Annotated in this window: 25 protein-coding genes; 14 read left to right on the forward strand and 11 right to left on the reverse strand. The window is 72.6% G+C overall.

What is annotated here, in order from left to right; translation table 11 throughout:
- Nucleotides 1-107 precede the first annotated feature (107 nt).
- The 4 genes from L3X23_RS24945 (at nt 108) to L3X23_RS24960 (ending at nt 6,016) form a co-directional block, all read left to right on the forward strand.
- The gene (locus tag L3X23_RS24945) at nt 108-1,925 is read left to right on the forward strand and encodes a phosphoenolpyruvate carboxykinase (GTP) (RefSeq protein WP_237194974.1); all 1,818 of its coding nucleotides are present in this window, start codon (nt 108-110) and stop codon (nt 1,923-1,925) included.
- Between the two features lie 111 nt (nt 1,926-2,036).
- Entirely contained in the window at nt 2,037-2,297 is a 261-nt protein-coding gene (locus L3X23_RS24950) for a DUF3311 domain-containing protein (RefSeq protein ID WP_237194976.1), read from the forward strand.
- Nucleotides 2,294-3,955 carry a monocarboxylate uptake permease MctP gene (mctP, locus tag L3X23_RS24955; RefSeq protein ID WP_237194981.1) on the forward strand — a complete coding sequence of 554 codons (1,662 nt, stop codon included), beginning with the start codon at nt 2,294-2,296 and terminating at the stop codon, nt 3,953-3,955. The genes L3X23_RS24950 and mctP overlap by 4 nt, the downstream gene beginning before the upstream one ends.
- A gap of 219 nt (nt 3,956-4,174) precedes the next feature.
- Complete coding sequence (locus tag L3X23_RS24960) at nt 4,175-6,016, forward strand: hypothetical protein (protein WP_237194983.1); 1,842 nt, start codon at nt 4,175-4,177, stop codon at nt 6,014-6,016.
- A gap of 18 nt (nt 6,017-6,034) precedes the next feature.
- Here the strand turns inward: L3X23_RS24960 and L3X23_RS24965 are convergent, their stop codons facing one another.
- Entirely contained in the window at nt 6,035-6,358 is a 324-nt protein-coding gene (locus L3X23_RS24965) for a hypothetical protein (RefSeq protein ID WP_093080424.1), read from the reverse strand.
- A 68-nt stretch (nt 6,359-6,426) separates the two neighbouring features.
- On the opposite strand from L3X23_RS24965, the gene L3X23_RS24970 reads away from it, so the two are divergent.
- Entirely contained in the window at nt 6,427-7,008 is a 582-nt protein-coding gene (locus L3X23_RS24970) for a peroxidase-related enzyme (protein ID WP_237194985.1), read from the forward strand.
- A gap of 43 nt (nt 7,009-7,051) precedes the next feature.
- Here the strand turns inward: L3X23_RS24970 and L3X23_RS24975 are convergent, their stop codons facing one another.
- The 5 genes from L3X23_RS24975 to L3X23_RS24995 form a co-directional block, all read right to left on the reverse strand.
- On the reverse strand, nt 7,052-7,597 hold the full coding sequence (locus L3X23_RS24975; RefSeq protein WP_237194987.1) for a hypothetical protein: 546 nt from the start codon (nt 7,595-7,597) through the stop codon (nt 7,052-7,054).
- 85 nt (nt 7,598-7,682) lie between these two features.
- Complete coding sequence (locus L3X23_RS24980; protein WP_237194990.1) at nt 7,683-8,510, reverse strand: transporter substrate-binding domain-containing protein; 828 nt, start codon at nt 8,508-8,510, stop codon at nt 7,683-7,685.
- 13 nt (nt 8,511-8,523) lie between these two features.
- Entirely contained in the window at nt 8,524-9,309 is a 786-nt protein-coding gene (locus L3X23_RS24985) for an amino acid ABC transporter ATP-binding protein (protein ID WP_237194992.1), read from the reverse strand.
- Nucleotides 9,306-10,106 (reverse strand): amino acid ABC transporter permease, encoded by an 801-nt coding sequence (locus L3X23_RS24990; RefSeq protein ID WP_093080410.1) that lies wholly within the window; start codon nt 10,104-10,106, stop codon nt 9,306-9,308. Before L3X23_RS24990 ends, L3X23_RS24985 begins: the two co-directional genes overlap by 4 nt.
- A gap of 2 nt (nt 10,107-10,108) precedes the next feature.
- Nucleotides 10,109-10,906, reverse strand: a complete 798-nt coding sequence (locus L3X23_RS24995) for a basic amino acid ABC transporter substrate-binding protein (protein ID WP_237194995.1) — start codon at nt 10,904-10,906, stop codon at nt 10,109-10,111.
- Between the two features lie 154 nt (nt 10,907-11,060).
- Here L3X23_RS24995 and L3X23_RS25000 point away from each other — a divergent pair, with 154 nt between their 5' ends.
- The 5 genes from L3X23_RS25000 (at nt 11,061) to L3X23_RS25020 (ending at nt 15,694) form a co-directional block, all read left to right on the forward strand.
- Complete coding sequence (locus L3X23_RS25000) at nt 11,061-11,300, forward strand: antitoxin (protein WP_308116941.1); 240 nt, start codon at nt 11,061-11,063, stop codon at nt 11,298-11,300.
- A 236-nt stretch (nt 11,301-11,536) separates the two neighbouring features.
- Complete coding sequence (locus L3X23_RS25005; protein WP_237194997.1) at nt 11,537-12,724, forward strand: thiamine pyrophosphate-dependent dehydrogenase E1 component subunit alpha; 1,188 nt, start codon at nt 11,537-11,539, stop codon at nt 12,722-12,724.
- The gene (locus L3X23_RS25010; RefSeq protein WP_237194999.1) at nt 12,721-13,692 is read left to right on the forward strand and encodes an alpha-ketoacid dehydrogenase subunit beta; all 972 of its coding nucleotides are present in this window, start codon (nt 12,721-12,723) and stop codon (nt 13,690-13,692) included. The genes L3X23_RS25005 and L3X23_RS25010 overlap by 4 nt, the downstream gene beginning before the upstream one ends.
- Nucleotides 13,692-15,167 carry a dihydrolipoamide acetyltransferase family protein gene (locus tag L3X23_RS25015; RefSeq protein WP_237195001.1) on the forward strand — a complete coding sequence of 492 codons (1,476 nt, stop codon included), beginning with the start codon at nt 13,692-13,694 and terminating at the stop codon, nt 15,165-15,167. The genes L3X23_RS25010 and L3X23_RS25015 overlap by 1 nt, the downstream gene beginning before the upstream one ends.
- Nucleotides 15,168-15,205: 38 nt before the next feature.
- Nucleotides 15,206-15,694 (forward strand): FxsA family protein, encoded by a 489-nt coding sequence (locus L3X23_RS25020; RefSeq protein ID WP_237195003.1) that lies wholly within the window; start codon nt 15,206-15,208, stop codon nt 15,692-15,694.
- Nucleotides 15,695-15,736: 42 nt separating this feature from the next.
- Here the strand turns inward: L3X23_RS25020 and L3X23_RS25025 are convergent, their stop codons facing one another.
- Together L3X23_RS25025 and L3X23_RS25030 are read right to left on the reverse strand one after the other, a co-directional pair.
- Nucleotides 15,737-15,949, reverse strand: coding sequence for a hypothetical protein (locus L3X23_RS25025; protein WP_143029992.1), 213 nt, complete (start codon nt 15,947-15,949; stop codon nt 15,737-15,739).
- A gap of 114 nt (nt 15,950-16,063) precedes the next feature.
- Nucleotides 16,064-16,678 (reverse strand): SIMPL domain-containing protein, encoded by a 615-nt coding sequence (locus tag L3X23_RS25030; RefSeq protein ID WP_237195005.1) that lies wholly within the window; start codon nt 16,676-16,678, stop codon nt 16,064-16,066.
- A gap of 208 nt (nt 16,679-16,886) precedes the next feature.
- Here L3X23_RS25030 and L3X23_RS25035 point away from each other — a divergent pair, with 208 nt between their 5' ends.
- Together L3X23_RS25035 and L3X23_RS25040 are read left to right on the forward strand one after the other, a co-directional pair.
- Nucleotides 16,887-18,077 carry an ATP-binding protein gene (locus tag L3X23_RS25035; RefSeq protein WP_093080385.1) on the forward strand — a complete coding sequence of 397 codons (1,191 nt, stop codon included), beginning with the start codon at nt 16,887-16,889 and terminating at the stop codon, nt 18,075-18,077.
- Nucleotides 18,078-18,342: 265 nt separating this feature from the next.
- On the forward strand, nt 18,343-18,663 hold the full coding sequence (locus L3X23_RS25040; RefSeq protein WP_093080381.1) for a co-chaperone GroES: 321 nt from the start codon (nt 18,343-18,345) through the stop codon (nt 18,661-18,663).
- Nucleotides 18,664-18,769: 106 nt separating this feature from the next.
- Here L3X23_RS25040 and L3X23_RS25045 read toward each other — a convergent pair whose 3' ends face one another.
- A complete protein-coding gene (locus L3X23_RS25045; RefSeq protein ID WP_237195007.1) occupies nt 18,770-19,606 on the reverse strand; it encodes a hypothetical protein in 837 nt (278 codons plus the stop codon).
- On the opposite strand from L3X23_RS25045, the gene L3X23_RS25050 reads away from it, so the two are divergent.
- Nucleotides 19,581-21,494 (forward strand): VanW family protein, encoded by a 1,914-nt coding sequence (locus L3X23_RS25050; protein ID WP_237195009.1) that lies wholly within the window; start codon nt 19,581-19,583, stop codon nt 21,492-21,494. The two genes, L3X23_RS25045 and L3X23_RS25050, sit on opposite strands and share 26 nt — an antisense overlap.
- A gap of 75 nt (nt 21,495-21,569) precedes the next feature.
- Entirely contained in the window at nt 21,570-21,995 is a 426-nt protein-coding gene (locus tag L3X23_RS25055; protein ID WP_093080372.1) for a CBS domain-containing protein, read from the forward strand.
- A gap of 34 nt (nt 21,996-22,029) precedes the next feature.
- On the opposite strand, the gene L3X23_RS25060 is transcribed toward L3X23_RS25055, so the two are convergent.
- Together L3X23_RS25060 and L3X23_RS25065 are read right to left on the reverse strand one after the other, a co-directional pair.
- Nucleotides 22,030-23,454 carry an MFS transporter gene (locus tag L3X23_RS25060; protein ID WP_237195011.1) on the reverse strand — a complete coding sequence of 475 codons (1,425 nt, stop codon included), beginning with the start codon at nt 23,452-23,454 and terminating at the stop codon, nt 22,030-22,032.
- Between the two features lie 150 nt (nt 23,455-23,604).
- Entirely contained in the window at nt 23,605-25,416 is a 1,812-nt protein-coding gene (locus tag L3X23_RS25065; RefSeq protein WP_237195017.1) for an acyl-CoA dehydrogenase, read from the reverse strand.
- Between the last annotated feature and the right edge of the window lie 29 nt (nt 25,417-25,445).

The raw sequence follows: 25,445 nt of genomic DNA on the forward strand, positions 1-25,445 counted from the left end.
AACCTCCGTAGTCATCTTTCCCCGTTACAGCCTCGTCCCGACCAGGCGAGGTTGTTCCAGCATTTCCGCGGGCCGGTTGACGGGGGCCGGCCGGGCAGGAGACACGCATGACCGCAGCGACCGTTCCCGGGATCGACGATGCGCCTACGACCAATGCGCGCCTGCTGTCGTGGGTGCGTGAGATCGCCGAGCTGACCCAGCCGGACGCGGTGGTCTGGGCGGACGGCTCGGATGCCGAGTGGGACCGCCTGACGACCACGTTGGTCGACGCGGGCACCTTCAAGCGCCTCGAGAAGAAGCCGAACAGCTTCTACGCCGCCTCCGACCCGGACGACGTGGCCCGGGTCGAGGAGCGCACCTTCATCTGCTCCGCCACCGAGGACGGCGCGGGCCCGACCAACAACTGGGCCGACCCGGCCGAGATGCGGGCCACGCTCCAGCCGCTGTTCGCCGGCTCCATGCGCGGCCGCACGATGTACGTCGTGCCCTTCTGCATGGGCCCGCTCGACGCGGACGAGCCGATGCTCGGCGTCGAGATCACCGACTCCGAGTACGTCGTGGTCTCGATGAAGATCATGACCCGGATGGGGTCCTCCGTGCTGCCGCTGCTGGACGCGGCCGGGGACAAGTTCGTGCCTGCGGTGCACTCGGTCGGTGCGCCGCTCGCCGAGGGCCAGGCGGACGTCCCGTGGCCCTGCAACGCCACGAAGTACATCGTCCACTACCCGGAGACCCGGGAGATCTGGAGCTACGGCTCCGGCTACGGCGGCAACGCGCTGCTGGGCAAGAAGTGCTACGCGCTGCGGATCGCCTCGGCCATCGCGCACGACGAGGGCTGGCTCGCCGAGCACATGCTGATCCTCAAGCTGATCAGCCCGGAGGACAAGGCGTACTACGTCGCCGCGGCCTTCCCGTCCGCCTGCGGCAAGACCAACCTCGCGATGCTGCAGCCGACCATCCCCGGCTGGCGCGCGGAGACCGTCGGCGACGACATCGCCTGGATGCGGTTCGGCGCGGACGGCAGGCTCTACGCCGTCAACCCGGAGTTCGGCTTCTTCGGCGTCGCGCCGGGCACCAACTGGAAGTCCAACCCGAACGCGATGCGCACCATCGAGGCGGGCAACGCGATCTTCACCAACGTCGCGCTGACGGACGACGGGGACGTCTGGTGGGAGGGCCTCGAGGGCGACCCGCAGCACCTCGTCGACTGGAAGGGCAACGACTGGACGCCCGAGTCCGGCACCGACGCGGCGCACCCGAACTCGCGCTACACCGTGCCGATCGCGCAGTGCCCGGTCGTCGCGCCCGAGTGGCAGGACCCGAACGGCGTCCCGATCTCCGCGATCCTGTTCGGCGGCCGCCGCAAGACCACCGTCCCGCTGGTCAGCGAGGCGCGGGACTGGCAGCACGGCACCTTCCTCGGCGCCACGATGTCGTCGGAGAAGACCGCCGCCGCGGCCGGTGGCCTCGGCCAGGTCCGCCGCGACCCGATGGCCATGCTGCCGTTCCTCGGCTACAACGTCGGCGACTACTTCCAGCACTGGGTGAACGTCGGCAAGGGCGCGAACGCGGACAAGCTGCCCGCGATCTTCTACGTGAACTGGTTCCGCCGCGGTGAGGACGGCCGCTTCCTGTGGCCCGGGTTCGGCGAGAACAGCCGCGTGCTCAAGTGGATCATCGAGCGGATCGAGGGCAAGGCCGCGGCCGTCGAGACCCCCATCGGCTACGTCCCCACCCCCGACCAGATGGACCTCGAGGGCGTGGACGCCACCGCCGAGGACGTCGCCGCCGCGCTCACGGTGGACGTCGAGGAGTGGAAGGCGGAGATCCCGCTGATCGAGGAGTGGTTCGACAAGGTCGGCGACAAGCTGCCCACCTCGATGCGGGACGAGCTCGAGGCCCTGAAGCAGCGCCTCGGCCTGTAAGGCGTCTCGCGCGGCGACCCGTCCCGGACCGTTCCGGGGCGGGTCGCCGTGCGTTTCGGCGCAGAACGCTTACCCTTCCCGGGCATTCCGTCTCGTCGGGGGAGGGTGGTCATGGCCGACCGATCGGGGCTCCGTTGGAGTCCCTGGAACCTGTTGCTGCTGGTTCCGCTGCTGATGCTCGTCACACCCTGGTTCAACACCAGGGAACCGGTCGTGTTCGGCATGCCGTTCTTCTACTGGTCCCAGTTCCTCTGGGTGCCGGTGGGCGTGATCTGCGTGCTCACGGTGTACCTGCGCACCAAGGACGACGGCGTGCCCGTCCCCGACGCCGACCCTGACGTCGACGACCTCGACGAGGGGGCCCGGCGATGATCCAGTGGGTCGAGCTCGTCGTCTTCGGACTGCTGTTCCTACTGGTCACGGTCCTGGGCTTCGTCGCATCCCGCTGGCAGAGCAGCGGCAGCAGCATGGACCACCTCGACGAGTGGGGCCTGGGCGGGCGCAAGTTCGGCGCCTGGATCACCTGGTTCCTCGTCGGCGGTGACCTCTACACCGCGTACACCTTCGTCGCGGTCCCGGCGCTGATGTTCGGCGCCGGTGCGCTGGGCTTCTACGCCCTGCCCTACACCGTGGTGCTGTACCCGATCGTCTTCCTGCCGGTGCTGCGGCTGTGGTCGGTCTCCCGGGTGCACGGCTACGTCACGCCCGCGGACTTCGTGCGCGGGCGCTACGGCAGCTCGCTGCTCGCGTTCATCGTCGCGCTCACCGGCATCGTGGCGACGATGCCCTACATCGCGCTGCAGCTCGTCGGGCTCGAGGCGGTGCTGCGCACCATGGGGCTCAACGGGACCGGGTTCGCGGGCCACCTGCCGCTGCTGATCGCGTTCGTGATCCTGGCGGTCTACACCTACCAGTCCGGCCTGCGGGCGCCCGCGCTGATCGCGTTCGTCAAGGACATCCTGATCTACCTGGTCATCCTCGTCGCCGTGATCTACCTGCCCGCCCGGCTCGGCGGCTGGTCGGCGATCTTCGGTGCGGCCGAGCAGAAGTTCGCCCAGCCCAACCCGACGACCGGGCAGCCGACCGGCTCCATCCTCCTGACCGGCAACAACCAGCTGCAGTACATCACCCTCGCGCTCGGCTCGGCGCTCGCGCTGTTCCTCTACCCGCACTCGTTGACCGGGGTGCTGGCGAGCCGCGGCCGGGACGTGCTGAAGAAGAACATGGTCGCGCTGCCCGCGTACTCGCTGCTCCTGGGGCTGCTGGCGCTGCTCGGCTTCGTGGCGATCGCGGCCGGAAGCAAGCCGATCACCAACAACGCCACCGGCCGCCCGGACACCAACACGATCATCCCGGTGCTGTTCGACGGCCAGTTCCCGGACTGGTTCGCAGGCGTCGCCTACGCGGCGATCGGCATCGGCGCCCTGGTGCCCGCCGCGATCATGTCCATCGCGGCGGCGAACCTGTGGACGCGCAACATCTACAAGGAGTACCTGCACAAGGCCGCGAGCCCGCAGCAGGAGGCGCGGCAGGCCAAGCTGGCGAGCCTCGTCGTCAAGTTCGGCGCGGTGGCGTTCGTGCTGTTCGTGGACCCGCAGTTCTCCATCGACCTGCAGCTCATCGGCGGCGTGATCATCCTGCAGACGCTGCCCGCCGTGGCCATCGCGCTGTACACGCGCTGGCTGCACCGGTGGGCGCTGGTGGCGGGCTGGGTCGTCGGCATGGGGTACGGGCTCTACCTCCTCTACCTCATCCCGAACCCGGCCGCGGGCAAGGCGCACTTCGGTGGCTCCGCCCTCACCCTGGACAAGCTGACGGTCCTCGGCTGGCACCCGTTCGCGGGCTCCACGGTCCAGATCTACGTCGGGTTCGTGGCGCTGGTGGTCAACCTCGTCGTCGCCGTGGTGGTGTCGGCGATCCTGCACGCGGCGAAGGTCGCCCCGGGCTCGGACGCGACGGCGGGCACGGACTACCACGCGGACGAGGGCTCGTCGCGGCTCAAGCCGGTCGCGGACACCCCCGTGCACTGAGCGTCATCATGCCTGGCCCGGCCGCTCGGAGCGGCCGGGCCGGGCACTCACAGGGACACCGGCGTCACACGTCCGTGGCGCCCGGCGGGCGCGGAGCGTGGTGTTTTCGCCGCTTTCGGTTGCAGATCCCCTCGTTCGAGGTGGAACATCTCGTGAGCACGACCGATACACCCGGTGACCGCCGATCGGGAACGGCGGGCCAGGGGGAGGTGAGTGTCGGTGCAGGCGAACGCGGAGCAGCCCGAGACCGAGCTCGCCCACGACGCCGAGGTGACAGACCTCGGCGAGTTCGTGGAGCGGCTCGCGGACCAGGCGGAACCCGCCGAACCCGCGGCCGGGCCGTCGGCGCTCGACCCCGCCACCGCGGCCGCCGCCGAGCAGGTCCGCGCCCGGATCGACGCCGGGTCCGCACCCGCGGGCCTGCGGGTGCTCGCCGAGGCGCTGGCCGACTCGGAGATCCCGCAGCCGCGTGACGAGGAGCAGGTCTTCACCGACGTGGTCGGGGCCGCGCGCACCGAGTCCCTGCTGATCCTGGAGGGCCACGATCCCGCCGAGGCGGCGGCCGCGCTCGCCGCCGCCGGGCTGCGGGTCGCGGTCACCGCCGTCGACACCGCCCGGCTCGGCGCCGTGGTCGACGCGGTGCCCGGCGCCGTCGCGGGGCTGCCGACGCTCACCGCGGCCGAGCAGCGGGAGCTGCGGCTGCTGCTGGCCACCGCCACCCCCGAGCGGCTGGCCCGCTCCGGCCGCGAGATCCCGCCGCCGCCCGTGTGGCCCTCCGCCGAGGAGGTGCGGTCGCTCTGCGGGCACGCCGGCGTGGGCGGTCACCGGGGCGCCGGTGCTCCGGACGTGCTGCGGGACGTGCTGAACACGCTCGACGAGGCGGGGCTGGCCGCCGTCGTGGCCGTGGCGCGGGAGACCCGCACCGCGCTCGACGAGCTGGGCCACCGGGACAGCTGGGCGTGGCCGCTGGTCGGGGACCTCGTGCACGGCCTGCACCGTCCGGCGTTCGAGGCGCTGCGCGGTGCCGCCGCGCACAGCCTCTCGGTCGCGGACGCCTCCCGGGACCTGCCACGGGTGACCCTCGGCGGTCCCCTCCCGCCGGACGCCGTCGCCCTGCTGACCGAGTACCGCGAGTTCCTCGTGGCGGGCGGTCGGGTGCGCAGGCACTTCGCCACCGGCATCGCCCGCGAGGTGCAGCCGCTGCTGGCGCTGATCCGGGTGGGCGGCGAGGTGCCTGCCGACCCGGAGCGCGTGCGTGCCGTGGTCCTGCACCTGGAGCTGGCGCAGGCACTCGTCGGGGTGGACGAGGGGTGCCGGGCACTGGACATCCCGCCCCCGCGCGCCGTCGGGGACCTGCGGGCCCTGGTCGACGGGTTGGAAGGGGTCGAGTTCGCCGTCCGCGCGGTCGGCCGCCTCCGGCACGACGTGCTGTTCCTGCACCCCAGCTCGCCGGTCCAGGTCCCGGACCTGGAGTCCGCGGAGCGGGTGGCCGCGGGGATCCTCGACGTCGCCGAGCACGGGTCCGCCCCGGAGGCGGCGCACCGGCTCGACGGGATCGCCGCGGCGTTGAGCGGCACGGGCGAGCTGGTCGTGGAGCACCGGGCCGCGGTCGAGGCGCTGCGCAACCGGGACCCCGAGGCCTACGCCGCCGCGATCGAGGCCCTGGTGCCTGCCCGCCGCGAGGCCGTGGACCAGGCCCGCTGTGACGCGCTGCTCGCCCGCCTGCGGGAGACGGACGCCGGCCTGGCCAGGGCGTGGGCGGAGGGTGCGCGCGGGTTCGTGTGGGGGGTCCCGCTGGACACCCTGCTGATGCGGCTGCCCGCCGCCGACCAGCTCGACGCCGTGCTGGTGCTCGATGCCGCCGAGCTCACCGTCGAACGCCTGCTGGTCGCCGCCGCGGCGCCCCGGCTGCTCGCGGTGGCGGACCGCGCCCCCACCGCGGGCCCCACCCTGCTGGGCGCCCTGGAACGGGCCCACGCCCCCACGGTCAGAGGCACGAGCACGCCGGACCCGGAAGCCCGCGTGGTCCACCTCCCGACAGCCCGCCGAGCAACCGCCTGACCCTCCGCAATGCGGTGGTCAGTCGGTGGCGCGGACCGCGTCCGTCAGGGTCGCCAGGAGGGTGAGGGGGTCCGTCGCCCCCGGTTCCTGGCGCACCCAGCGATCGCCCCCGCTCGTCGGGAGGTAGAGGGCCCAGGTGTCCTGTTCGCGACGGAGCCGTGCCAGCGGGGTGCTGGACCACACCGTGCCGAGCTCCGGGACGGCGGGCGGTCTGCGGTCGAGGACGGTCAGGGTGTCGCCGACGGAGGTGAACGCGATCCGCCGCCGGTTCCGCGCGTCGGCGGGCAGGCAGGCGGCGCACCACTCGGTCACTCGGGCACGGATCTCCTCGGGCACGGCCATACCCGGGGATGATGACGGGCACCTCGCCCCGGGCGAAAGGGGTGCCGCCGAGCTGTAACGTCCGGGCCATGAGCGATGGGGCGATCAGCAGGTTCGGGCACGTGGAGCTGGCGGACATGCCGGAGGACCTGCGGGAACGGATCGGCGCGATCGCCGAGAGGTCCGGCTTCGTGCCGAACGTCTTCCGGGCGCTGGCGAAGCGCCCCCGCGAGTTGCGGGCCTTCCTCGACTACCACGACGCGCTCATGGACTCCGACGACGGGCTGAGCAAGGCCGAGCGCGAGCTGATCGTGGTCGCGACGTCCGGGGCCAACCACTGCACCTACTGCGTGGTGGCCCACGGGGCCATCCTGAGGGTGCGGACCAAGGACCCGGAGATCGCGGACCGGGTCGCCACGAACCCCTACGCCGTGGAACTCGGCCCCCGCGAGCGGGCCATCGTGGACCTCGCCCTGATCGTCGCGCAGGACTCGGCCTCGCTGACCGAGTCGGACCTGGACGCCGCCCGCGAGGCCGGCCTGTCCGACGACGAGATCTGGGACGTCGGCGCGATCACCGCGTTGTTCGCCCTCTCCAACCGGGTCGCCCACCTCACGGCCCTCACGCCCAACCCGGAGTTCTTCCTGATGGGCCGGTCCCCCCGCTCGTGAGCGGCGATCGTCGCCATGGCGACGATCGCCGCTCACGGGGTGGTCACTCGCAGCCGATGCCGTCCTTGTCGGCGTCGAGACCGTAGATGTCCTTGCCGATCACCCGGACCGGGCCGCGGACGTAGGAGGGGCCGTTGCCCTTGCCGCCCTCGCAGTCGACGTCGGAGTCGATGGGGACGCAGCCGGAGTAGTTCGGGTCGCACCCGGTCGAACGGGCCGGTGCCTGCGCGGCCGCGGGCTGGGGCGCCCGGGTCTGGGGGGCGGGCGCGACGGCCTGGGTGCGCGGTGCCGCGGCGGCCCGGGTCGTGGTCGGGGTCGGCTTGCGGGTCGTGGTCGGCGCGGCCGCGCGCGTGGTGGTTGGGGCGGGCGCCCGCGTGGTGGGCGTCGTGGTCGGGGCCGTCGTCAGCGGGGGCGTCGTCAGCGGGGCCGGCGTGGTGGTCGTGGCCGGGCCGCTCGCCGAGGCGATCGAGACCGACTCGGTGTCGGCGGCGCGGCCGCACCCGGCGAGCAGGACGGTGAGCAGGAGGAACCCGGCGGCGGCGCCGGTCCGTACGGAGAACACGTCCCCTTGTCGGCGGATCGTGCGCATTCGCAACGACCACGCCCGAGGATCATCAGTTCTGCGGATCCCCGAGGTCGTGAGCGGCGATAGTCGCCATGGCGACTATCGCCGCTCACGGGGTGGGGGACGGCAGGGAGTCCGCGTCGAGCAGCCAGCGGGAGAGGATCACGTCGTAGGTCCCGTCCGCCCGCAACGCACCCAGCGCCGCGTCGATGGCGGGGGCCACCGCCGCCGGGGCCAGGACGGCGCCCGTGCCCTCGCCCCAGGTGGGGCTGTTGGTCTTCTCCAGCCACCCCCGCCCCGTGACGACGGCGTTCCCGGCGGCCGGGGTGTCGGCGACGAAGGCGTCGAGCTGGTCGGCGAGGATCCGGCGGGCGGCGTCCACGGCCCCGGCGAGCGGCACGATCGTGATCGGCGGCCTGCGGTTGTCCTGGCAGTGGGCGTCCCGTTGGCGCACGTCGGCGTGCTGCGCCGAGCCCGCGACGACGCCGATCCGGTGCCCGCACAACGTCGTGGCCTCGACCCGGTCCGGGTTGCCGGGCGGGGTGACGATCGCCGTGCGGGCGGCGATCCACGGGACGTGGGTCTGTCCGCGGGCGGGCTCGGGCCCGACGTTGGGGTTGATGTTGAGGTCGTGCCGGTTCTCGAACAGGGCCCGGGGCAGCGCGGTCGCGGACACGCCGTCCGCCACCGCGCGCAGGCCCAGCTTGGCGGCGAGCGCCTCGGCGAGCTCGCGTTCGGCGCCGGACTCGGCGGGCACGGACACACGCAGCACACTGCTGCCGATCAGGGTCGGTGGCGCGAGCGCCGCGATGGCCGGGTCGGCGGCGACCGCGGGCACCGGCGGCTGCACCACCCCGAGCGGCGGCGCCTGCTCGGTGGCGCACCCGGCGAGCACACCGCCCGCCAGCAACAGGGGGACGAGCACGCGCCGGATCACGGGCACGATCGTGTCATCCCGCCGGGGCGGTGTCCGATTCGGGTGGTTTCGCGGCGTGCAGGACCCGGGACAGGAAGGCGCGGGTGCGCTCCTGCCGCGGGTCGCCGATCACCTGCTCCGGCGGCCCCATCTCGTGGATGACGCCCGCGTCGATGAACAGCACCCGGTCCGCCACCTCGCGGGCGAACTGGATCTCGTGGGTGACCACGAGCATGGTCATCCCCTCGGCCGCCAGCGTCCGCATGACGTCGAGGACGTCCCCGACGAGCTCGGGGTCCAGCGCCGAGGTGGGCTCGTCGAACAGCATGACGTCCGGCTGCATGGACAGCGACCGGGCGATGGCCACGCGCTGTTGCTGCCCGCCGGAGAGCTGCGCGGGATGGGCGTCCTCCCGCCCGGCGAGCCCGACCTTCGCCAGGTTCTCCCGCGCGATCTCCTCGGCCGCGGCGCGGTCCCGGCCGAGCACCCGGCGCTGGGCGATGGTCAGGTTCTCCAGCACGGTGAGGTGGGAGAAGAGGTTGAAGCCCTGGAAGACCATGCCGATGGAGCGCCGGGCGCGGTCGAGGTCGCAGTCCGGGTCGGTCATCTCGTGCCCGTCGACCACGACCGTGCCCGCGGACGGCGTCTCGAGCAGGTTGACGCAGCGCAGCAGGGTGGACTTCCCGGAGCCGGAGGCGCCGATGATGCAGAGCACCTCGCCCCGCTGCACCTCGAGGTCGATCCCCTTGAGCACCTCGGTGGACCCGAAGGACTTGTGCAGGCCCTCGATCCGGACGGCGACACTCGCGCGCTCGCTCACGCGTCCACCTTCTTGTCCGCGCTCCCGTACTTCCGCTCCAGCCGTCGGGCCAGGTAGGACAGCGGGATGGTGATCACCAGGTAGCACAGCCCGACGACGAGCAGCGGGGTCAGGCTGCGCACCTGGTTCAACGCGGCCCGGCCGAACTGGGACAGCTCCTGCTGGGCGAGGGTGGTGCCCAGCAGGAACGCCAGCGACGAGTCCTTGGTCAGCAGGATCAGCTCGTTGGTCAGCGGCGGCAGCACCGTGCGGAAGGCCTGCGGCAACACGATGAAGACCATCGTGCGGGTCGGGGACATGCCGAGCGAGCGGGCGGCCTCGACCTGCCCCGGCGGCACCGCCTGGATGCCGGCGCGGATGGTCTCGGCGATGTACGCGCCGCCGACGATCCCCAGCGCCAGCGTGATGGACAGGGTGTGGTCGAGCAGCGTGCCGAAGGCCAGCGGGATCCCGACGCCGATGGACAGCACCACGAGCAGTGCGGGGAGCCCGCGGAACACCTCGACGTAGAGGAACGCCACCGCCCGGTACACCCGCACCGACGACAGCCGCATCAGCGCCACGAGCAGCCCGATCCCGAGCGCCAGCAGGAAGCCGAGCGCGGTGAACACGACCGTGTTCTTGAGCGCCACCACGATGACGTCCGGGAACAGCGAGGCCGCGACCTCGACGTCGAAGAACGCCCGGCCGATGGCGCCCCAGTCGGCCGTGAAGGCGACCACGGCCACCACGACCAGCGCGATCGCGTACTGGATCCCGCGGCTCACGCGGGCGCGCTGCCGGGGGGTCAGGGCCACGGTCAGCTACCGGTGGCGGGGGCCTGGCCGAACCACGTCGTGTAGATCCGGTTGTAGGTGCCGTCCGACTTCGCCGCGGCGAGGGCCTCGTTCACCGCCTGGGTGAGCGCGGTGTTGCCCTTGCGGATGCCGAAGCCGTACTGCTCGCCGGTGTCGAACTCCTTCGTCACCGTCAGCCCGGGGTTCTTCTTGGCGAAGTCGAGCAGCGGGCCGTTGTCGTTGATGGCCGCGTCGACGTTGCCGGTCTGGACGGCGGTCAGCAGCAGCCCCAGGTCCTCGAACGTGACGATCTCGGCGCCCGCGGCGTTCGCGGTGGCGTAGTCCGCGCCGGTCGTGCTGTTCTGCACGCCGAGCCGCTTGCCCGCGAGCTGGCCGAGGTCGGTGATCCCCGCGTCCGCCTTCACCAGCAGCGCCTGCGTGGCGTCGAAGTAGGGGTCGGAGAAGTCGATGTTCTGCTTGCGGGCGTCGGTGATCGTCATCGCGGCGGCGCCGATGTCGCACTTGCCGGTGTCGAGGTCCGCCCCCGACTGGATGGTGTCGAACGGCGTGTCGATGATCTGCGTGGTCACGCCCAGCTTGGCGGACACCAGGTTCACCATGTCGACGTCGAACCCGACGATGTCGTTGCCCTGCCGGAACTCGAACGGGTCGTACGGCAGCTGGGTGCACATCGTCAGCGAGCCCTGCTGGACCAGCTGCACACCGCCCGGCGCCTCCGCCGCTCCGCCCCCGCCGCAGCCGGCGAGCACGGCGGCCATCGCCGCGGCGGTGAGGGGCAACAGGAACGAGCGGGCACGCACGGGGGAACCTCCAGGAGCGATGTTGCAGGGATGCTGGCACCCTTCGGCCCTCGGGGCAGCCCGTGGGGCCAAGCCGTTACTCAGCGGTCACAAGTGGGAACCCGGACATACCGCACCCACGTTGGGTGAGCAGAGACAGGGAAGGGGACACGCCATGGCAGGCATGTTCAGAAAGCTGGCCGTGTTGGCGGGGGCCGCGGAGGCGGCGCGCCGGTACGCGCAGAAGAACCCGGACAAGGCGAGCAGGTACCTCGACCAGGCCGTCGAGTTCGTCGACAAGCAGACGAAGGGCAAGTACCACGGCCAGATCGCGGGCGTGGCGGACAAGGCGAAGGGCGCGGCGGGCATCAAGCGCAACCCCGGGCCCGGCGAGCCGCCGACCGCGCGCTACTGACGCGGTACTGAGGCGGTACCAACTCCGAGGATCGGACGCCGAACGATCATGCGCGCGGGACACACGGCCCTCGACGGGTTCGTGTGGTCCCGCGCGGTGCCCGTCGGGGCGTGTCGCGTGCCACTATCGGCGGCAGCGAGGACGTCCGGCGAAGGGCGGGCCGCAGACCCCGTGGACCGCCGCCGGCGTCGTCCGGCACGCCACCCCTGTGCCGGCGTGAGCACGAGGAGGTACGCGTGTCCGATCCGCAGAGCTGGGTGCCGACCGACCCCAGGTCGGCCCCCACCCGCGAACACGTCCTGTCCGGGCTGCACGGTCTGGACGAGGGCGGCCCCGAGCTGGTGCAGCTGCTGACCCCCGAGGGTCTGCGCGTGGACGACGAGCGGTTCGGCGGCCGGGTCGCCGACGTGGGCGTCGAGGAGCTGAAGGGCTACTACCGGGACATGGTCCTGGTCCGCCGCTTCGACCGCGAGGGGAACGCGCTGCAGCGCCAGGGCGAGCTCGGCATCTGGGTGCCGCTGCTCGGCCAGGAGGCCGCCCAGATCGGCGCGGGCCGGGCCCTGACCAGCCGGGACATGGTGTTCCCGAGCTACCGCGAACACGGCGTGGCCTGGTGTCGCGGCATCGATCCCACCGCGCTGCTCGGCATCTTCCGCGGCACCGACCACGGCTCGTGGGACCCGCTGGAGGCGCGGTTCCACCTGTACACGATCGTCATCGGCAACCAGTGCCTCAACGCCACCGGCTACGCCATGGGGCAGAAGTTCGAGGGCCGGGTCGGCGGCGACTCCGAGACCGACGAGGCCACGATGTGCTTCTTCGGCGACGGCGCCACCTCCCAGGGGGACGTGCACGAGGGTTTCGTCTGGGCCGCGGCCTTCGACGCTCCCGTCGTCTTCTACTGCCAGAACAACCAGTGGGCGATCTCCGTGCCGCTGGAGAAGCAGACCCGGGTCCCGCTGTTCCAGCGCGCCCGCGGCTACGGCTTCCCCGGCGTCCGCGTCGACGGCAACGACGTCCTGGCCTGCCTCGCCGTCTCCCGCTGGGCTCTCGAGGAGTGCCGCACGGGCAACGGGCCGGTGCTGGTCGAGGCGTTCACCTACCGCATGGACGCCCACACGACCTCCGACGATCCCTCCCGCTACCGCCTCGCCGACGAGCTCGAGCTGTGGAAGCTGAAGGACCCGATCGAACGGGTCCGGGTGCACCTGGTCCGCGAGCTCGGCGTCGGGAGTGAGTTCTTCGACTCGGTGCAGGAGGAGTCCGACGCCCTGGCGGCCCGGTTCCGCGCCTTCTGCCTGGCCATGCCGGACCCGGGCCCGGAGCGGATGTTCTCCGAGGTCTACGCGGACCGCTCGGCGCGGCTGGAGGCCCAGCAGGCCGACTACCTCGCCTACCACGCCTCCTTCGGCGGCGAGCGATGACGACGATGACGCTGGCCAAGGCGCTGAACTCGGGGCTGCGCGCGGCGATGGAGCAGGACCCGCGGGTGCTGGTCATGGGTGAGGACGTCGGCAAGCTCGGCGGGGTCTTCCGGGTGACCGACGGGCTGGCCAAGGACTTCGGCGAGCAGCGCGTCCTGGACACCCCGCTGTCCGAGAGCGGGATCATCGGCACCGCCGTGGGCCTGGCGATCCGCGGGTTCCGGCCGGTCTGTGAGATCCAGTTCGACGGCTTCGTCTTCCCCGGGTACGACCAGATCGTCTCCCAGCTGGCCAAGCTGCGGTTCCGGTCGCAGGGCAAGGTCCCGGTGCCGGTGGTCGTGCGGATCCCGTTCGGCGGCGGGATCGGGGCGGTGGAGCACCACAGCGAGTCCCCGGAGTCGCTGTTCGCGCACGTCGCAGGCCTGAAGGTGGTGGCCTGCTCCAACCCGGACGACGCCCACTGGATGATCCGCCAGGCCATCGCCTCCGACGATCCGGTGATCTTCTTCGAGCCGAAGCGGCGGTACTGGGAGAAGGGCGAGGTGTCCGAGTCGGCGCCCGCCGGGCTGTACTCGTCCCGGGTGGTGCGGGCGGGCACGGACGTGACCGTGGCCTGCTACGGACCGCTGGTGAAGACCTGCCTGGAGGCGGCGTCGGCGGCGGAGTCCGAGGGCCGCTCGCTCGAGGTGATCGACCTGCGGTCGCTGTCGCCGCTGGACCTCGACCCGGTCGTCGCGTCCGTGCGACGGACCGGGCGGCTGGTCGTGGCGTCCGAGGCGCCGTCGGAGTCCTCGGTGACCTCCGAGGTCGCCGCGCGGGTGCAGGAGGAGTGCTTCCACTCCCTCGAGGCCCCGGTCCTGCGGGTCACCGGGTTCGACACGCCCTATCCCCCGTCCCGGCTGGAGGAGGACTACCTGCCGGACCTCGACCGCGTGCTCGACGTCGTCGACCGCTCCCTGGAGTTCTGATGGTGGACGTGTTCCGCATGCCCGACGTCGGTGAGGGCCTCACCGAGGCCGAGATCGTCGCGTGGCAGGTCGCGCCCGGCGACACGGTGACGGTGAACCAGATCCTGCTGGAGATCGAGACCGCGAAGGCCGTGGTGGAGCTGCCGTCGCCCTACGCGGGGACGGTGCACGAGCTGCTCGCCTCCCCCGGGGACACGGTGAACGTCGGCGAGCCGATCATCGCGATCGAGACCGGCTCGGGGTCCGCGCCGCCCGCCCCCGCCGCCCCCGCGACCGGCGGGGCGAAGATCGGCGAGGCGGGCGCGGACGGGCGCATCGCGACGCTCGTCGGCTACGGCCCGCGGCCGGGCTCGGCGACCCGGCGGCCCCGCCCCGGCCGCCGCGGCGCCCCCGTGGCCGCCGCGGAGGAGGCGTCCGCGCAGGTGGGGCTGTCCGCCGCCGCGGCCACCGCCCCGACCCTCGACCCGCCGGACCCGCGAGTCCCCCGCTCCGCGCCCGCGAGTCCGCCCGATCCGGCGCGCGAGTCGTCCCTGGTGCCGTTGGCCAAGCCGCCCGTCCGCAAGCTGGCCAAGGACCTCGGCGTGGACCTGCGGGAGCTGACCGGCTCCGGGCCGGGCGGGGTGATCACCCGCGAGGACGTGCAGGCCGCGGCCGCACCGAGCGTCGCCGAACCCTCCGCCGAACCCTCCACCGTGCCCACCGCTCTGCCCGCGGATCCGCACCTCGGCTCCGCCGCGCCCACCGCTCTGCCCGCGGATCCGCACGCCGGGTCCGCGAGCGGCGAGCGGCGCGAGCCGATCCGGGGCGTCCGCAAGGCGACCGCGGCGGCGATGGTGCAGTCGGCGTTCACCGCCCCGCACGTCACGGAGTTCCTGACCGTCGACGTCACCGAGACGATGGCGCTGCGCGAGCGGCTGCGCGGCAGCCGGGCGTTCGCGGACGTCAAGCTCACGCCGCTGGCCTTCGTCGCCAAGGCGGTGTGCCTGGCCGCGCGCCGCACCCCGGCGGTCAACGCGAGCTGGGACGAGGCCGCGGGCGAGATCGTCTACTACGACCGGGTGCAGCTCGGGATCGCCGCGGCGACCCCGCGCGGGCTGATGGTGCCCAAGATCCGAGACGCGGACCGACTGGACCTGCACGGACTCGCCGTCGCGCTGAGCACGCTCACCGAGACCGCGCGGGCGGGGCGGACCACACCCGCGGACCTGACCGGCGGCACGATCACGATCACCAACGTCGGAGTGTTCGGCGTGGACTCCGGCACGCCGATCCTCAACCCCGGCGAGGCCGCGATCCTCGCCGTCGGGTCGATCAAGCCGGCGCCCTGGGTGGTCGACGGCGAGCTGGCCGTCCGCACGGTGTGCCGGCTCGCGTTGTCCTTCGACCACCGGCTGGTCGACGGCGAGCAGGGCTCCCGCTTCCTCGCCGACGTCGGCGCGCTGCTGGAGGACCCCGCCACCGCGATGCTGTGGTGATCCGGGAGCAAAAGGGGCGTCCCGTCCGTTGGAGGGGTATGCCGTTCGTCCTGCTGTACCTCGTGGTCGAGATCGTCGCCGTGGTCGCGCTGGGCTCGTTGATCGGGTTCTGGCCGACGGTCCTGGTGCTGCTCGCGGGTTCCTTCCTCGGGCTGCTGCTGGCGCGCCGCGAGGGGGTGCGGGCCGCGCAGGCCATGGCGGAGGCCGCCCGCACCCGCCGGGTCGCCACGAACGAGGCGACCGACGGCATGCTGGTCGCCGTGGGCGGGCTGCTGCTCTTCGTCCCGGGCCTGGTCACGGACGTGCTGGGGCTGCTGTTGCTGCTGCCGCCCACCCGGGCGCTGGTGCGCAGGCGGCTGGTGCGCTCGGCCGAGGAGGCGAACCCGGGCCTGCGGACCGCGCGGATCCGCAGCGAGGGCGTGGTCGTGGACGCCGAGGTGGTCGAGCCGGACACCGCCGCGGCGGGCCCGCGGCGCGGCGGCGGCGCCCCGATGGTCATCGAGGGCACGGTCGTCGACGAGCGCTGACACGGGCGCTGACACGAGCGCCGAGTCGGTCCGGTGGTCGGCTCAGTCTTCGGCGCTGAAGGCGACCGGCAGGAACTCGCCGTCCTGGTGTTGCAGGATCGCGGCCGTGCCGCCGGTCAGCAGCAGGCCGGTGGCCACGGAGAGCAGGGCCCGGGCGGTCGCCCGGAACCCGGCGCGGCGCCGGGGTTCCGGTCGCATCCGCAGCTCCTGGCGGGTGCGTCGGGTCAGGCGGTGTCGTCCCCCACGAGAACTCACGGTGTCCTCCTTTTCGTCCGTCAAGGACTACTCCGAACGAGTGTCGGGGGACATCGTGCGAATGCGCCACTCGGACGCAGCAATTCACCCTTTAGAACTCGGAATGCAGCGAGATCAGTCCGAGATCAGCGTCCACGTCGTGGTGCACCGGGCACTGACGCGCACGGGCTCGGGGTCCAGGCCGAGGTCGCTGACGTCCGGTGCGCCCTCCGCCATGCGGGCGCGCATCGCCATCATCGGGGCCCCGCCGCCGTGCTCGGCCGCCTCGCTCAGCCGCACCAGGGCGCCCAGCCGTCCGCCCACCGCGGCGGCGTAGCCCTCCGCGCGGCGCCGGGCGTCCTCGACGGCCTTCTGCTGGGCCTGGGCCTGCACCTTCTCGGGCTCGGCGAGCGACCAGCTCGGCCCGGAGAACGAGGCGGGCTCGCTGCCGAGCAGCAGCGACATCGTCTCCTCCAGCGCGGCGAGGTCCGTCACCCGCACCTGGATCGACTCCGTCGCCCGACACCCCGCCGGCTTCCCGGAGCGGTACTCGGTGTGCACCCAGACCCGCCGCGACAGGGTGGTGACCCCGTCGAGGCCCAGGGCCTTCTCGGCCGCGGCGACCCGCGCGCCGAGCGCCTCCACGGCGGCGGCACGCTTGCGCCCGCGCGCCTCGAACGTGACGTCCAGGTCCGCGCGGTCGGCCGTCTGCTCGACCCAGCCGTTGCCTTCGGTGACGATCTCACTCACGGCGTCGAGCTTTCCAGAAATCGTCGTATCGCGGTGTATCGGTGACCCAGTAGAGAGCAGTAGGCGGCCCGATCGTGACGTCTCACGGTTTCTCACCTCGTCTCGGCCACGGACTAGACGCCCGCATACGCCGCGATGCGACGACACGCCGTAGCGCCGGATAGCGAAATCTACGGCGAGCACGAGACTCGCCGATACCGTCTGATGCATGGACCCGGTGCGCAATCCGTTCGCTCCCGGCGCAGGTCAGCGGCCACCCGAGCTGGCGGGCCGGGACCGCGAGATCGACGCGTTCGAGATCGTGCTCGAGCGGGTCGCCCGCGGCAGGCCGGAGCGCAGCCTCGTGCTGACCGGTCTGCGCGGGGTGGGCAAGACCGTGATGCTCGGCGAGCTGCGGTCGATGGCGGTCCGTGCGGGCTGGGGCTCCGGGAAGATCGAGGCCCGCCCCGACGCCGACCTCCGCCGCCCCCTCTCCGCCGCACTGCACCGCGCGATCCGGGACCTCGCCGTCCAGCATCCCCGCCAGGAGCGCGTGGACGAGGTGCTCGGCGTGCTCAAGGCCTTCGCGCTGCGGGCGGCGCCGGACGGGGCGCGGCTGCGGGAGCGCTGGCAACCCGGCATCGACGTGCCCGTCCGGAACGGGCGGGCCGACTCCGGAGACATCGAGATCGACCTCGTCGAGCTGTTCACCGAGGTCGCCGAGCTGGCGAGCGAGGTCGCGACGGGCATCGCGATCCTCATCGACGAGATGCAGGACCTGCGCCCGGACGACGTCTCCGCCCTCTGCGCCGCCTGCCACGAGCTGTCGCAGTCCCGGATGCCGCTGGTCGTGGTGGGCGCCGGGCTGCCGCACCTGCCGGCGGTGCTCTCGGCGTCCAAGTCCTACTCGGAGCGGCTGTTCAAGTACTCGCGGATCGACAAGCTGGACCGCAAGGACGCGGACTTCGCGCTGATCGCGCCCGCCGAGCGGGAGGACGCGGGCTTCGCCGAGGACGCCCTGGAATCCCTCTACGAGCGCTCCGGCGGCTACCCGTACTTCGTCCAGGCCTACGGGAAGGCCGCGTGGGACGCGGCGCCGACGAACCCGATCCGCGCCGAGGACGTCGCGCTGGCGGCGCCCGAGGCCGAGGCGGAGCTCGCGGTGGGGTTCTTCGGCTCGCGCTACGAACGGGCCACGCCCGCCGAGCGCGAGTACCTGCGCGCGATGGCGGAGGTCGCCGAGGGCGCGGACGATCCCGTCGTGACCTCCGCGCTGGCCCAGCACCTGGGCCGCAAGCCGTCCTCGCTGTCCCCGGCGCGGGACAGCCTGCTGAAGAAGGGCCTGGTCTACTCCGCACAGCGAGGGCAGATCGCGTTCACGGTTCCGCACTTCGGGAGGTACCTGCTCGCGTCCACCTGAGGGGTGCGACTGGGCCGAACGAGTGAACCGCGGGAAACGGCGAACGGTGCGTAACGCGGGGTGGGGTCCAGGCGAATTCTGCAGTAGCCCCGCGGCGCTGTCGGACCCCCGACCTGGCAGCTCCGCGGGGTCTTCTCGTCCCCTGTGCGGTGACCACGAGCGTTCGCCGCATGATCGCGGGCGCGCGAGGACCGGTGGACGTTCGTGGTCACCGCACCTGACACCGCCGGGTGTCCCCGATCCCACTGCCCGTAGCATCGTCCGGGTGCCGGACCCGAAGTTCGAGATCCAGATGCTGCACGACCGCGTCATGATCAAGATCTCCGAGGACGGCGGCGAGCGGCGCAGCTCGGCGGGGATCGTCATCCCGGCCACGGCCCAGGTCGCCAAGCGGCTGGTGTGGGGGGACGTCTTCGGCACCGGCCAGCACGTGCGCAGCGTGAAGGTCGGTGACCGGGTGCTGTTCGCCCCGGACGACCAGTACGAGATCGAGGTGCAGGGCACGGCGTACCTCGTGATGCGCGAGCGGGACCTGCACGCGGTCGCCACGGCGGGGACCGAGCACGGGACCGGCCTGTACCTGTAGTCGTCTCAGTTCTGTCGGCGTCTCTGGGGGGACGGCGGACACCGGTGGGGAAGGAACACGGCTTCATGCCCGAGCGGCAGCACTCGCCCGGCGAGGTGGACGCGGATCACGCGGGAACCGACGCGGGTTCGGAGGCCACCACGGCGACCGACGCCGGCGAGGTCTCGTCCCGGCGCACGGACAGCCCACGGGGAGACGCGCTCTTCTCACCCGCGCGGTCCGCACCGCCCGAGCAGGTCACCGCGCCCACCCGGGCCGAGGGGCGGGCCACCACGGCCGTCCCCGCCTCCGGCGCGCCGAAGAAGCCCTCCCCCGCGCCCCGCACGGACGGGGCCGACAGCACCGACAGCACCGACACCGCGGACAGCACTGCCACCGAGTCACTCGGCGCGGGGGTCGCGAAGGCGGGCGCCGCGCCGGCGGCGGGCGGGCCTGCACAGAGTGCCGCGACCCCGCCCCAGGGCGTCTCGTCGGCGACCGCGGGCCACACCGCCCCGACCGACGCTCCGGGAGCGCCCGACGGCGCCACCGACGGCGCCGCGGCGACCGCCGCGCCGGCGCAGTCCGGCGGGACGTCCGGTGCCGACGGTGCCGGCGACGCGGCCGGGTCCGCCGCGGCGACCGTCGCCACCCGGTCCGTCGCCCCGACGAACGGGACGCCCGCGAACGGGACCTCCACGAACGGCACACCGGCGCACGGCACGCCCGCGAACGGCACCCCTGCGCCCGCCACTCCCCCCGCGGGGACCTCCGCGCCCGCCGCCGCAGCGGCGTCCACGGCAGCGGCGTCCACGGCGGCCGCCGCCGAGTCGACCCCGGGCGCGTCCGGTGACGCCGCGACGGACGCCCCCACCGACACGGGAGCGACCCCGGCCGCGCCGACCGGCCCGACCGGCACCCCCGCCCAGGGCACCCCGGTGTTCGACGAGGAGGACCGGCCCACCGCGGTCCACGCGGCGGTCGCCCCGGCCACCTCCCCCGGTACCTCCGGCGAGGACACCCAGATCATCCCGCGCGCCTCCGGCGCCGCCGCCGAGCAGCCCACCCGGCCGACCGGCCCCGCCGACCCCCCGACGGAGCAGATCCCCGTGACCCGTGGCGGCGTCCCGCCGGTGCCCCCGCAGCAGCGCCCCGCCCCGACCGGCGAGGGGGGCGCCCCCGGCGGCGGGCGGAAGAAGCCGCTGCTGATCGTGGCGGGCGTCGTCGCGCTGCTCGCGGTCCTCTACGTGGCGGACCTCGTGCTGTCCACCGGCAACGTCCCGCGCGGCGTCACCGTGGCCGGGATGCAGCTCGGCGGCCTGTCCAAGGCCGAGGCGAGCGAGCGGCTGCGCACCGCGATCGAGCCCCGGGCCACCCAGCCCGTGCAGGTCACCGCCGGCGAGGTGGAGAGCCGCATCGACCCCGTGGCCGCGGGCCTCCAGGTCGACTACCAGGCCACCATCGAGCAGGCGGGCGAGCAGCCGCTGAACCCGATCACCCGGATCACCTCGTTCTTCACCCAGCGCGAGGTCGGCGTGGTCAACAAGGCGGACGAGCGCTCCGTGCTGACCGCGTTGGAGCAGGTCAAGCCGGTGGTCGACAAGGCCCCCGTCGAGGGCACGGTGCGCTTCGAGGGCACCACGCCGATCGCCGTCGCGCCGGTGCCCGGCCAGGAGCTGGACCTGCAGGCGGCCGTCGGGGTGCTGGAGAGCGAGTGGGCGTCCGGCGCGCCGGTCGCGCTGCCGCTGATCCCGCAGGCGACGATCACCACCGACGAGGACGTGCAGCAGGCGCTGCAGTCGGTCGCCACGCCCGCGGTGTCCGCGCCGGTCACGATCCAGGGCGAGGGCGCGACCGCGACCCTGCGGCCCGCGGACATCGCCTCGGCGCTGAGCTTCCGCGCGGACGCCGCGGCGGACCCGAAGCTCGTCCCGGAGATCAACAACGAGGCGCTCAAGGAGGTCGCGACCCCGCAGCTGGCCTCCTCCGAGACCCCGGGCCGGGACGCCGCGCTGGACTTCTCCACCGGTGCCCCCGTCGTCGTGCCGTCGCAGGACGGGCGCGGCGTCGACTACGACAAGACCTTCGAGGGCCTCGTCGGTGCGCTGACGACGCAGGGGCCGCGCACGCTCACGGCCGTCTACGCCGACCAGCCCGCCAAGCTGACCACCGAGCAGCTGGGCGCGCTCGGCATCACCGGCGAGATCAGCTCGTTCACCACGGGCGGGTTCGCCGCGGACTCCGGGCGCAACATCCGCCGGGCCGCCGAGCAGATCAACGGCACCATCGTGCAGCCGGGGGAGACGTTCAGCCTCAACAAGCTGACCAACCCGCGCAACGCGGCCAACGGCTACGTCGAGGCCGGGATCATCGAGAACGGGCACTCGGCGCGCGGCATCGGCGGCGGCGTCTCGCAGGTCGCGACCACGCTGTACAACGCCGCGTACTTCGCGGGCATGGTCGACGTGGAGCACAAGGAGCACAGCTTCTACATCAGCCGCTACCCGGCGGCCCGCGAGGCGACCGTGTTCGACGACATCATCGACCTCAAGTTCCGCAACGACGGCCCGACGGGCGTGTTCATCCAGACGATCTGGACGCCGCAGAACCTCACCGTGAAGATGTTCGGCACCAAGCGCTACGAGGTCACCTCGGCGACCGGGCCGCGCACCAACCCGACCGAGCCGCAGACGCTCACCCTGCCCGCCGGGCCCGGTTGCGTGCCCGGCCGCGGCTCGCAGGGCTTCACCACCACGGACACCCGCACGATGCGGAACCTGGAGACCGGCGAGGTCACCAGCAAGACCCGCACCGTGAAGTACAACCCGGTACCGACGGTGGTCTGCCAGTAGCCAGCCGTAGCGTGATCCCGGTCACGGTGCCTACTCTCGTCGGAGACAATGGAGTCGACGACGGGGAGACGGTTGATGCGGATCGCGGACGTGCTTCGGGGCAAGGGGCATGCGGTGGCGACGGTCGAGCCGGAGGTCACCGTGGCCGTCCTGCTGGCCAGGCTGGCCGAGGGCAACTACGGCGCGCTGCCGGTGGTGCGCGGCGGGGCGCTGATCGGCATGGTCTCCGAACGGGACGTGGTGCGGAGGCTGCACGAGCGGGGCGCCGAGCTGCTCGAGGCGCCGGTCGCGGAGATCATGACCACGAGCCTGGCCACGTGCTCGCCCGAGGACAGCGCCGCGGACCTGGCGAAGGTCATGACGACCCGCCGGGTCCGCCACCTGCCGGTCCTGGTGAACGGCGAGCTCGCCGGGATCGTCAGCATCGGTGACCTGGTCAAGGCCCGCATCGACACCCTGGAGTCCGAGCGGCAGCAGCTGGAGAGCTACATCGCCCAGTAGGCCCCGTGCGCGGTGAGTGGTGCCAGAGCACCACTCACCGCGCACGACCGCGGGGCAGGAAGAACGCGACCGCCACGGCCACCAGGGAGGCCACGGCGGCGATCACCAGGACCAGGACGAACGCGGCGTGGCTCGGGTGGGTGTGCCCCGCCACCGTCGTCGTCATGCCGGCGAGGACCATGCCCGCCGTGGCGCTGGCGAGGGACGTCCCGACGGCCTTGGTGAGGTTGTTGACGCTGTTCGCGGCGGCGGTCTGCCCGAGCGGGACCGCCCCCATGATCAGCGCGGGCATGGCGCCGTAGGCGATGCCGACGCCCGCCGCGGCGACCGAGACCGCGACGACCACCTGCCACAGCTCGCCGTGCCAGAACACCGCGAACGCGTAGCCGACCGCGGTGACGAGCGCCCCCGTCATCAGCGAGGTCCGCGGCCCGGCCCGCTCGGTGATCCGCGCGGAGACCGAGGACATGAGCATCATCGCGATCCCGCCGGGCGCCTGCAGCAGCCCCGCGACCAGCACCGACTGCCCGAAGCCGTAGCCGGTCTCGGCCGAGAGCTGCAGGAGCTGGGGGAAGACCAGCGAGCTGGTGAGGATGCCGAACCCGAACAACGGGGACGTCAGGTTGGTCAGCAGGACCTGGCGGCGTCGGGAGACCCGCAGGTCCACCAGCGGCTGCGGGACGCGGAGCTCCCAGACGGCCCAGGCCACCAGCAACGCCGCCGCGCCGCCGAACAGACCGAGCGTCACCGGCCTGCCCCAGGTGCTGCCCTTGGACAGCGCGAGGAGCAACGCGAGCAGGCTCAGCGACAACCCGACGGCACCGACCAGGTCGAACCGGCCGCCCGGGGCCGGCGACTCCGGCACGAACCGCAGGACCAGCACGATCACGAGCGCCGCGGTCACCGCGGAGACGACGAACATCGCGTGCCAGGACGCGTGCCCGACGAGCAGCGCCCCGAGCGGGAGCCCGAACGCCCCGCCCACGCCGAGCGAGGCACTCATCTTGGCGGTGGCCCGGGGCAGCGCCCGCACGGGCAGGTGGTCGCGCATCGCGCTGATCCCGAGCGGGATGATCCCGATGCCCATCCCCTGGAAGGCCCGGCCGACGAGCAGTCCCGGGAGGTCCGTGGTCAGCGCGGCGACGCCCGATCCCACGATCACGAACGCCAGGCAGATCAGCATCATCCGGCGCTTGCCGTACATGTCGGCGAGCCTGCCGACCGTCGGGGTGGCGACCGCGGCGCTCAGCAGGGTCGCGGTGACGGCCCAGGAGGCGTCCGCGGCGCTCACCCCGAGCAACGTCGGGAGCTGCGGGATCAGCGGGACCACCATGGTCTGCTGCATCGAGGCCATGATCCCGGCCAGCGACAGCACGGCGACCAGGGCGCGGGGCCGCCCGCGCCCGGCGAGGTCCGGAGGTGTCGCCGTCGCCACGGGGAGCGGGGCGGTGAGCGACACGGATCCTCCTTGCTGCATACAACAATTGTTGATGGCAACTATAAAGGGTCGTTCCGGACGAGCCACCCGGGTGTGACGAACCAGCCTCGGAACGCACGAACGGGCACCCCCGGAGTCCGGGGGCGCCCGTCGTGTGGTGCGGTCCGCGCGCTAGAAGGCGGCCTCGTCGAGCTCCATGAGGGCGTTGTCGGCGGCGGCGACGATCGCCTTGTCGGCGGAGAGCCGGGGCAGGACCTCGCGGGCGAAGAAGCGGGCCACGCCCACCTTGCCCTCGTAGAAGGCCTTGTCCTTGGAGCTCACCTCGCCTGCCAGCGCGGTCTGCGCCACGTCCGCCCCACGCAGCAGCAGCCACCCGACGAGCAGGTCGCCGACCGCCATGAGGAACCGGACGCTGTGCTGGCCGACCTTGTACAGCTCGGTCACCTCCTGCTGGGAGGCGAACAGGTAGCCGGTCAGCGTGCCGAGCATGGCCTGGACGTCCGCGAGCGCGGTCGCGAGGTGCGCGCGCTCCTCCTTGAGCCTGCCGTTGCCGGTCTCGTTCTCGAGGAACCGACCGATCTCGCCGGCGACGGCCATCAGCGCGGCGCCGTTGTTCCGCACGATCTTGCGGAAGAGGAAGTCCAGCGACTGGATCGCCGTGGTGCCCTCGTACAGCGAGTCGATCTTCGCGTCCCGGATGTACTGCTCGATCGGGTAGTCCTGCAGGAAGCCCGAGCCGCCGAGCGTCTGCAGCGACTGGATGAGCTGCTCCGAGGCCCGCTCCGACCCGACACCCTTGACGATCGGGAGCAGCAGGTCGTTGATCGCCTCGTCCTTCGGATCCGCGCTCTCCCGGATCCGGTCCTGCACGGTGCCGGTGTAGAGGTACAGCGAGCGCAGGCCCTCGGCGTAGGCCTTCTGCAGCATCAGCGAACGTCGGACGTCCGGGTGGTGGGTGATGGTGACGCGCGGCGCGGTCTTGTCCGTCTGCCGGGTCAGGTCCGCACCCTGCACGCGCTCCTTGGCGTACTCCAGCGCGTTGAGGTAGCCGGTGGACAGCGTGGCGATGGCCTTGGTGCCGACCATCATCCGGGCGTACTCGATGACCTGGAACATCTGGGCGATGCCGTCGTGCACGTCGCCGAGCAGCCAGCCCTTGGCGGGCACGCCGTGCGCACCGAAGGTGAGCTCGGTGGTCGTGGAGACCTTGAGGCCCATCTTGTGCTCGACGTTGGTCACGAAGGCGCCGTTGCGCTCGCCGAGCGCGCCGGTCTCGGAGTCGAAGTGGAACTTCGGCACGAGGAAGAGCGAGAGGCCCTTGGTGCCGGGCCTGGGGTCGACGCCGGGAGCCTCGGGGCGGGCCAGGACCAGGTGCATGATGTTCTCGGTCATGTCCTGGTCGCCGGAGGTGATGAAGCGCTTCACGCCGTCGAGGTGCCAGGAGCCGTCCTCCTGGAGCACGGCCTTCGTGCGGCCCGCGCCCACGTCCGACCCCGCGTCGGGCTCGGTGAGCACCATGGTGGCGCCCCAGCCCTTGTCGATCATGATCTCGGCCCAGCGCTTCTGCTCGTCCGTGCCGTTGGCGTGCACGATCGAGGCGAAGTTGGGGCCCGCCATGTACATGTACAGCGCGGGGTTGGCGCCGAGGATCAGCTCGGACGCGGCCCACTGCACCGACGGGGGCACGCCGAAGCCGCCGAGCGCCTCGGGCAGCGACAGGCGGTACCACTCGCCGTCCCACAGTGCCTTGTAGGAGTCCTTGAAGGACTGCGGCAGGGTGGCCGAGAAGGTCTTCGGGTCGTAGACGGGCGGGTTGCGGTCCGCGTCGGCGAAGGACTCCGCCAGCGGGCCGGTGGCCAGCGCGTTCAGCTCGGTCAGGATGTCCTTGGCGGTGTCTCGGTCCACGCCGGTGGCGTCCTGGACGGAGAACAGCTCGAACAGGTTGAACTCGAGGTCGCGGACGTTGCTCTTGTAGTGGCCCATGGCGGTTCTCCATCCCTACTCGCCGGTAC

This window comes from Pseudonocardia sp. WMMC193 (assembly GCF_021728735.1).
In the GTDB taxonomy this organism is placed as follows: Bacteria; Actinomycetota; Actinomycetes; order Mycobacteriales; family Pseudonocardiaceae; genus Pseudonocardia; species Pseudonocardia oroxyli.

Coding starts and splice junctions, on each gene's coding strand:
- L3X23_RS25035 (WP_093080385.1), top strand. CDS start 16,887: ATGGACCCGGTGCGCAATCCGTTCGCTCCCGGCGCAGGTCAGCGGCCA.
- mctP (WP_237194981.1), top strand. CDS start 2,294: ATGATCCAGTGGGTCGAGCTCGTCGTCTTCGGACTGCTGTTCCTACTG.
- L3X23_RS24965 (WP_093080424.1), bottom strand. CDS start 6,358: ATGGCCGTGCCCGAGGAGATCCGTGCCCGAGTGACCGAGTGGTGCGCC.
- L3X23_RS25000 (WP_308116941.1), top strand. CDS start 11,061: ATGGCAGGCATGTTCAGAAAGCTGGCCGTGTTGGCGGGGGCCGCGGAG.
- L3X23_RS25015 (WP_237195001.1), top strand. CDS start 13,692: ATGGTGGACGTGTTCCGCATGCCCGACGTCGGTGAGGGCCTCACCGAG.
- L3X23_RS24975 (WP_237194987.1), bottom strand. CDS start 7,597: ATGCGCACGATCCGCCGACAAGGGGACGTGTTCTCCGTACGGACCGGC.
- L3X23_RS24950 (WP_237194976.1), top strand. CDS start 2,037: ATGGCCGACCGATCGGGGCTCCGTTGGAGTCCCTGGAACCTGTTGCTG.
- L3X23_RS25010 (WP_237194999.1), top strand. CDS start 12,721: ATGACGACGATGACGCTGGCCAAGGCGCTGAACTCGGGGCTGCGCGCG.
- L3X23_RS25065 (WP_237195017.1), bottom strand. CDS start 25,416: ATGGGCCACTACAAGAGCAACGTCCGCGACCTCGAGTTCAACCTGTTC.
- L3X23_RS24970 (WP_237194985.1), top strand. CDS start 6,427: ATGAGCGATGGGGCGATCAGCAGGTTCGGGCACGTGGAGCTGGCGGAC.
- L3X23_RS25020 (WP_237195003.1), top strand. CDS start 15,206: ATGCCGTTCGTCCTGCTGTACCTCGTGGTCGAGATCGTCGCCGTGGTC.
- L3X23_RS24945 (WP_237194974.1), top strand. CDS start 108: ATGACCGCAGCGACCGTTCCCGGGATCGACGATGCGCCTACGACCAAT.
- L3X23_RS25055 (WP_093080372.1), top strand. CDS start 21,570: ATGCGGATCGCGGACGTGCTTCGGGGCAAGGGGCATGCGGTGGCGACG.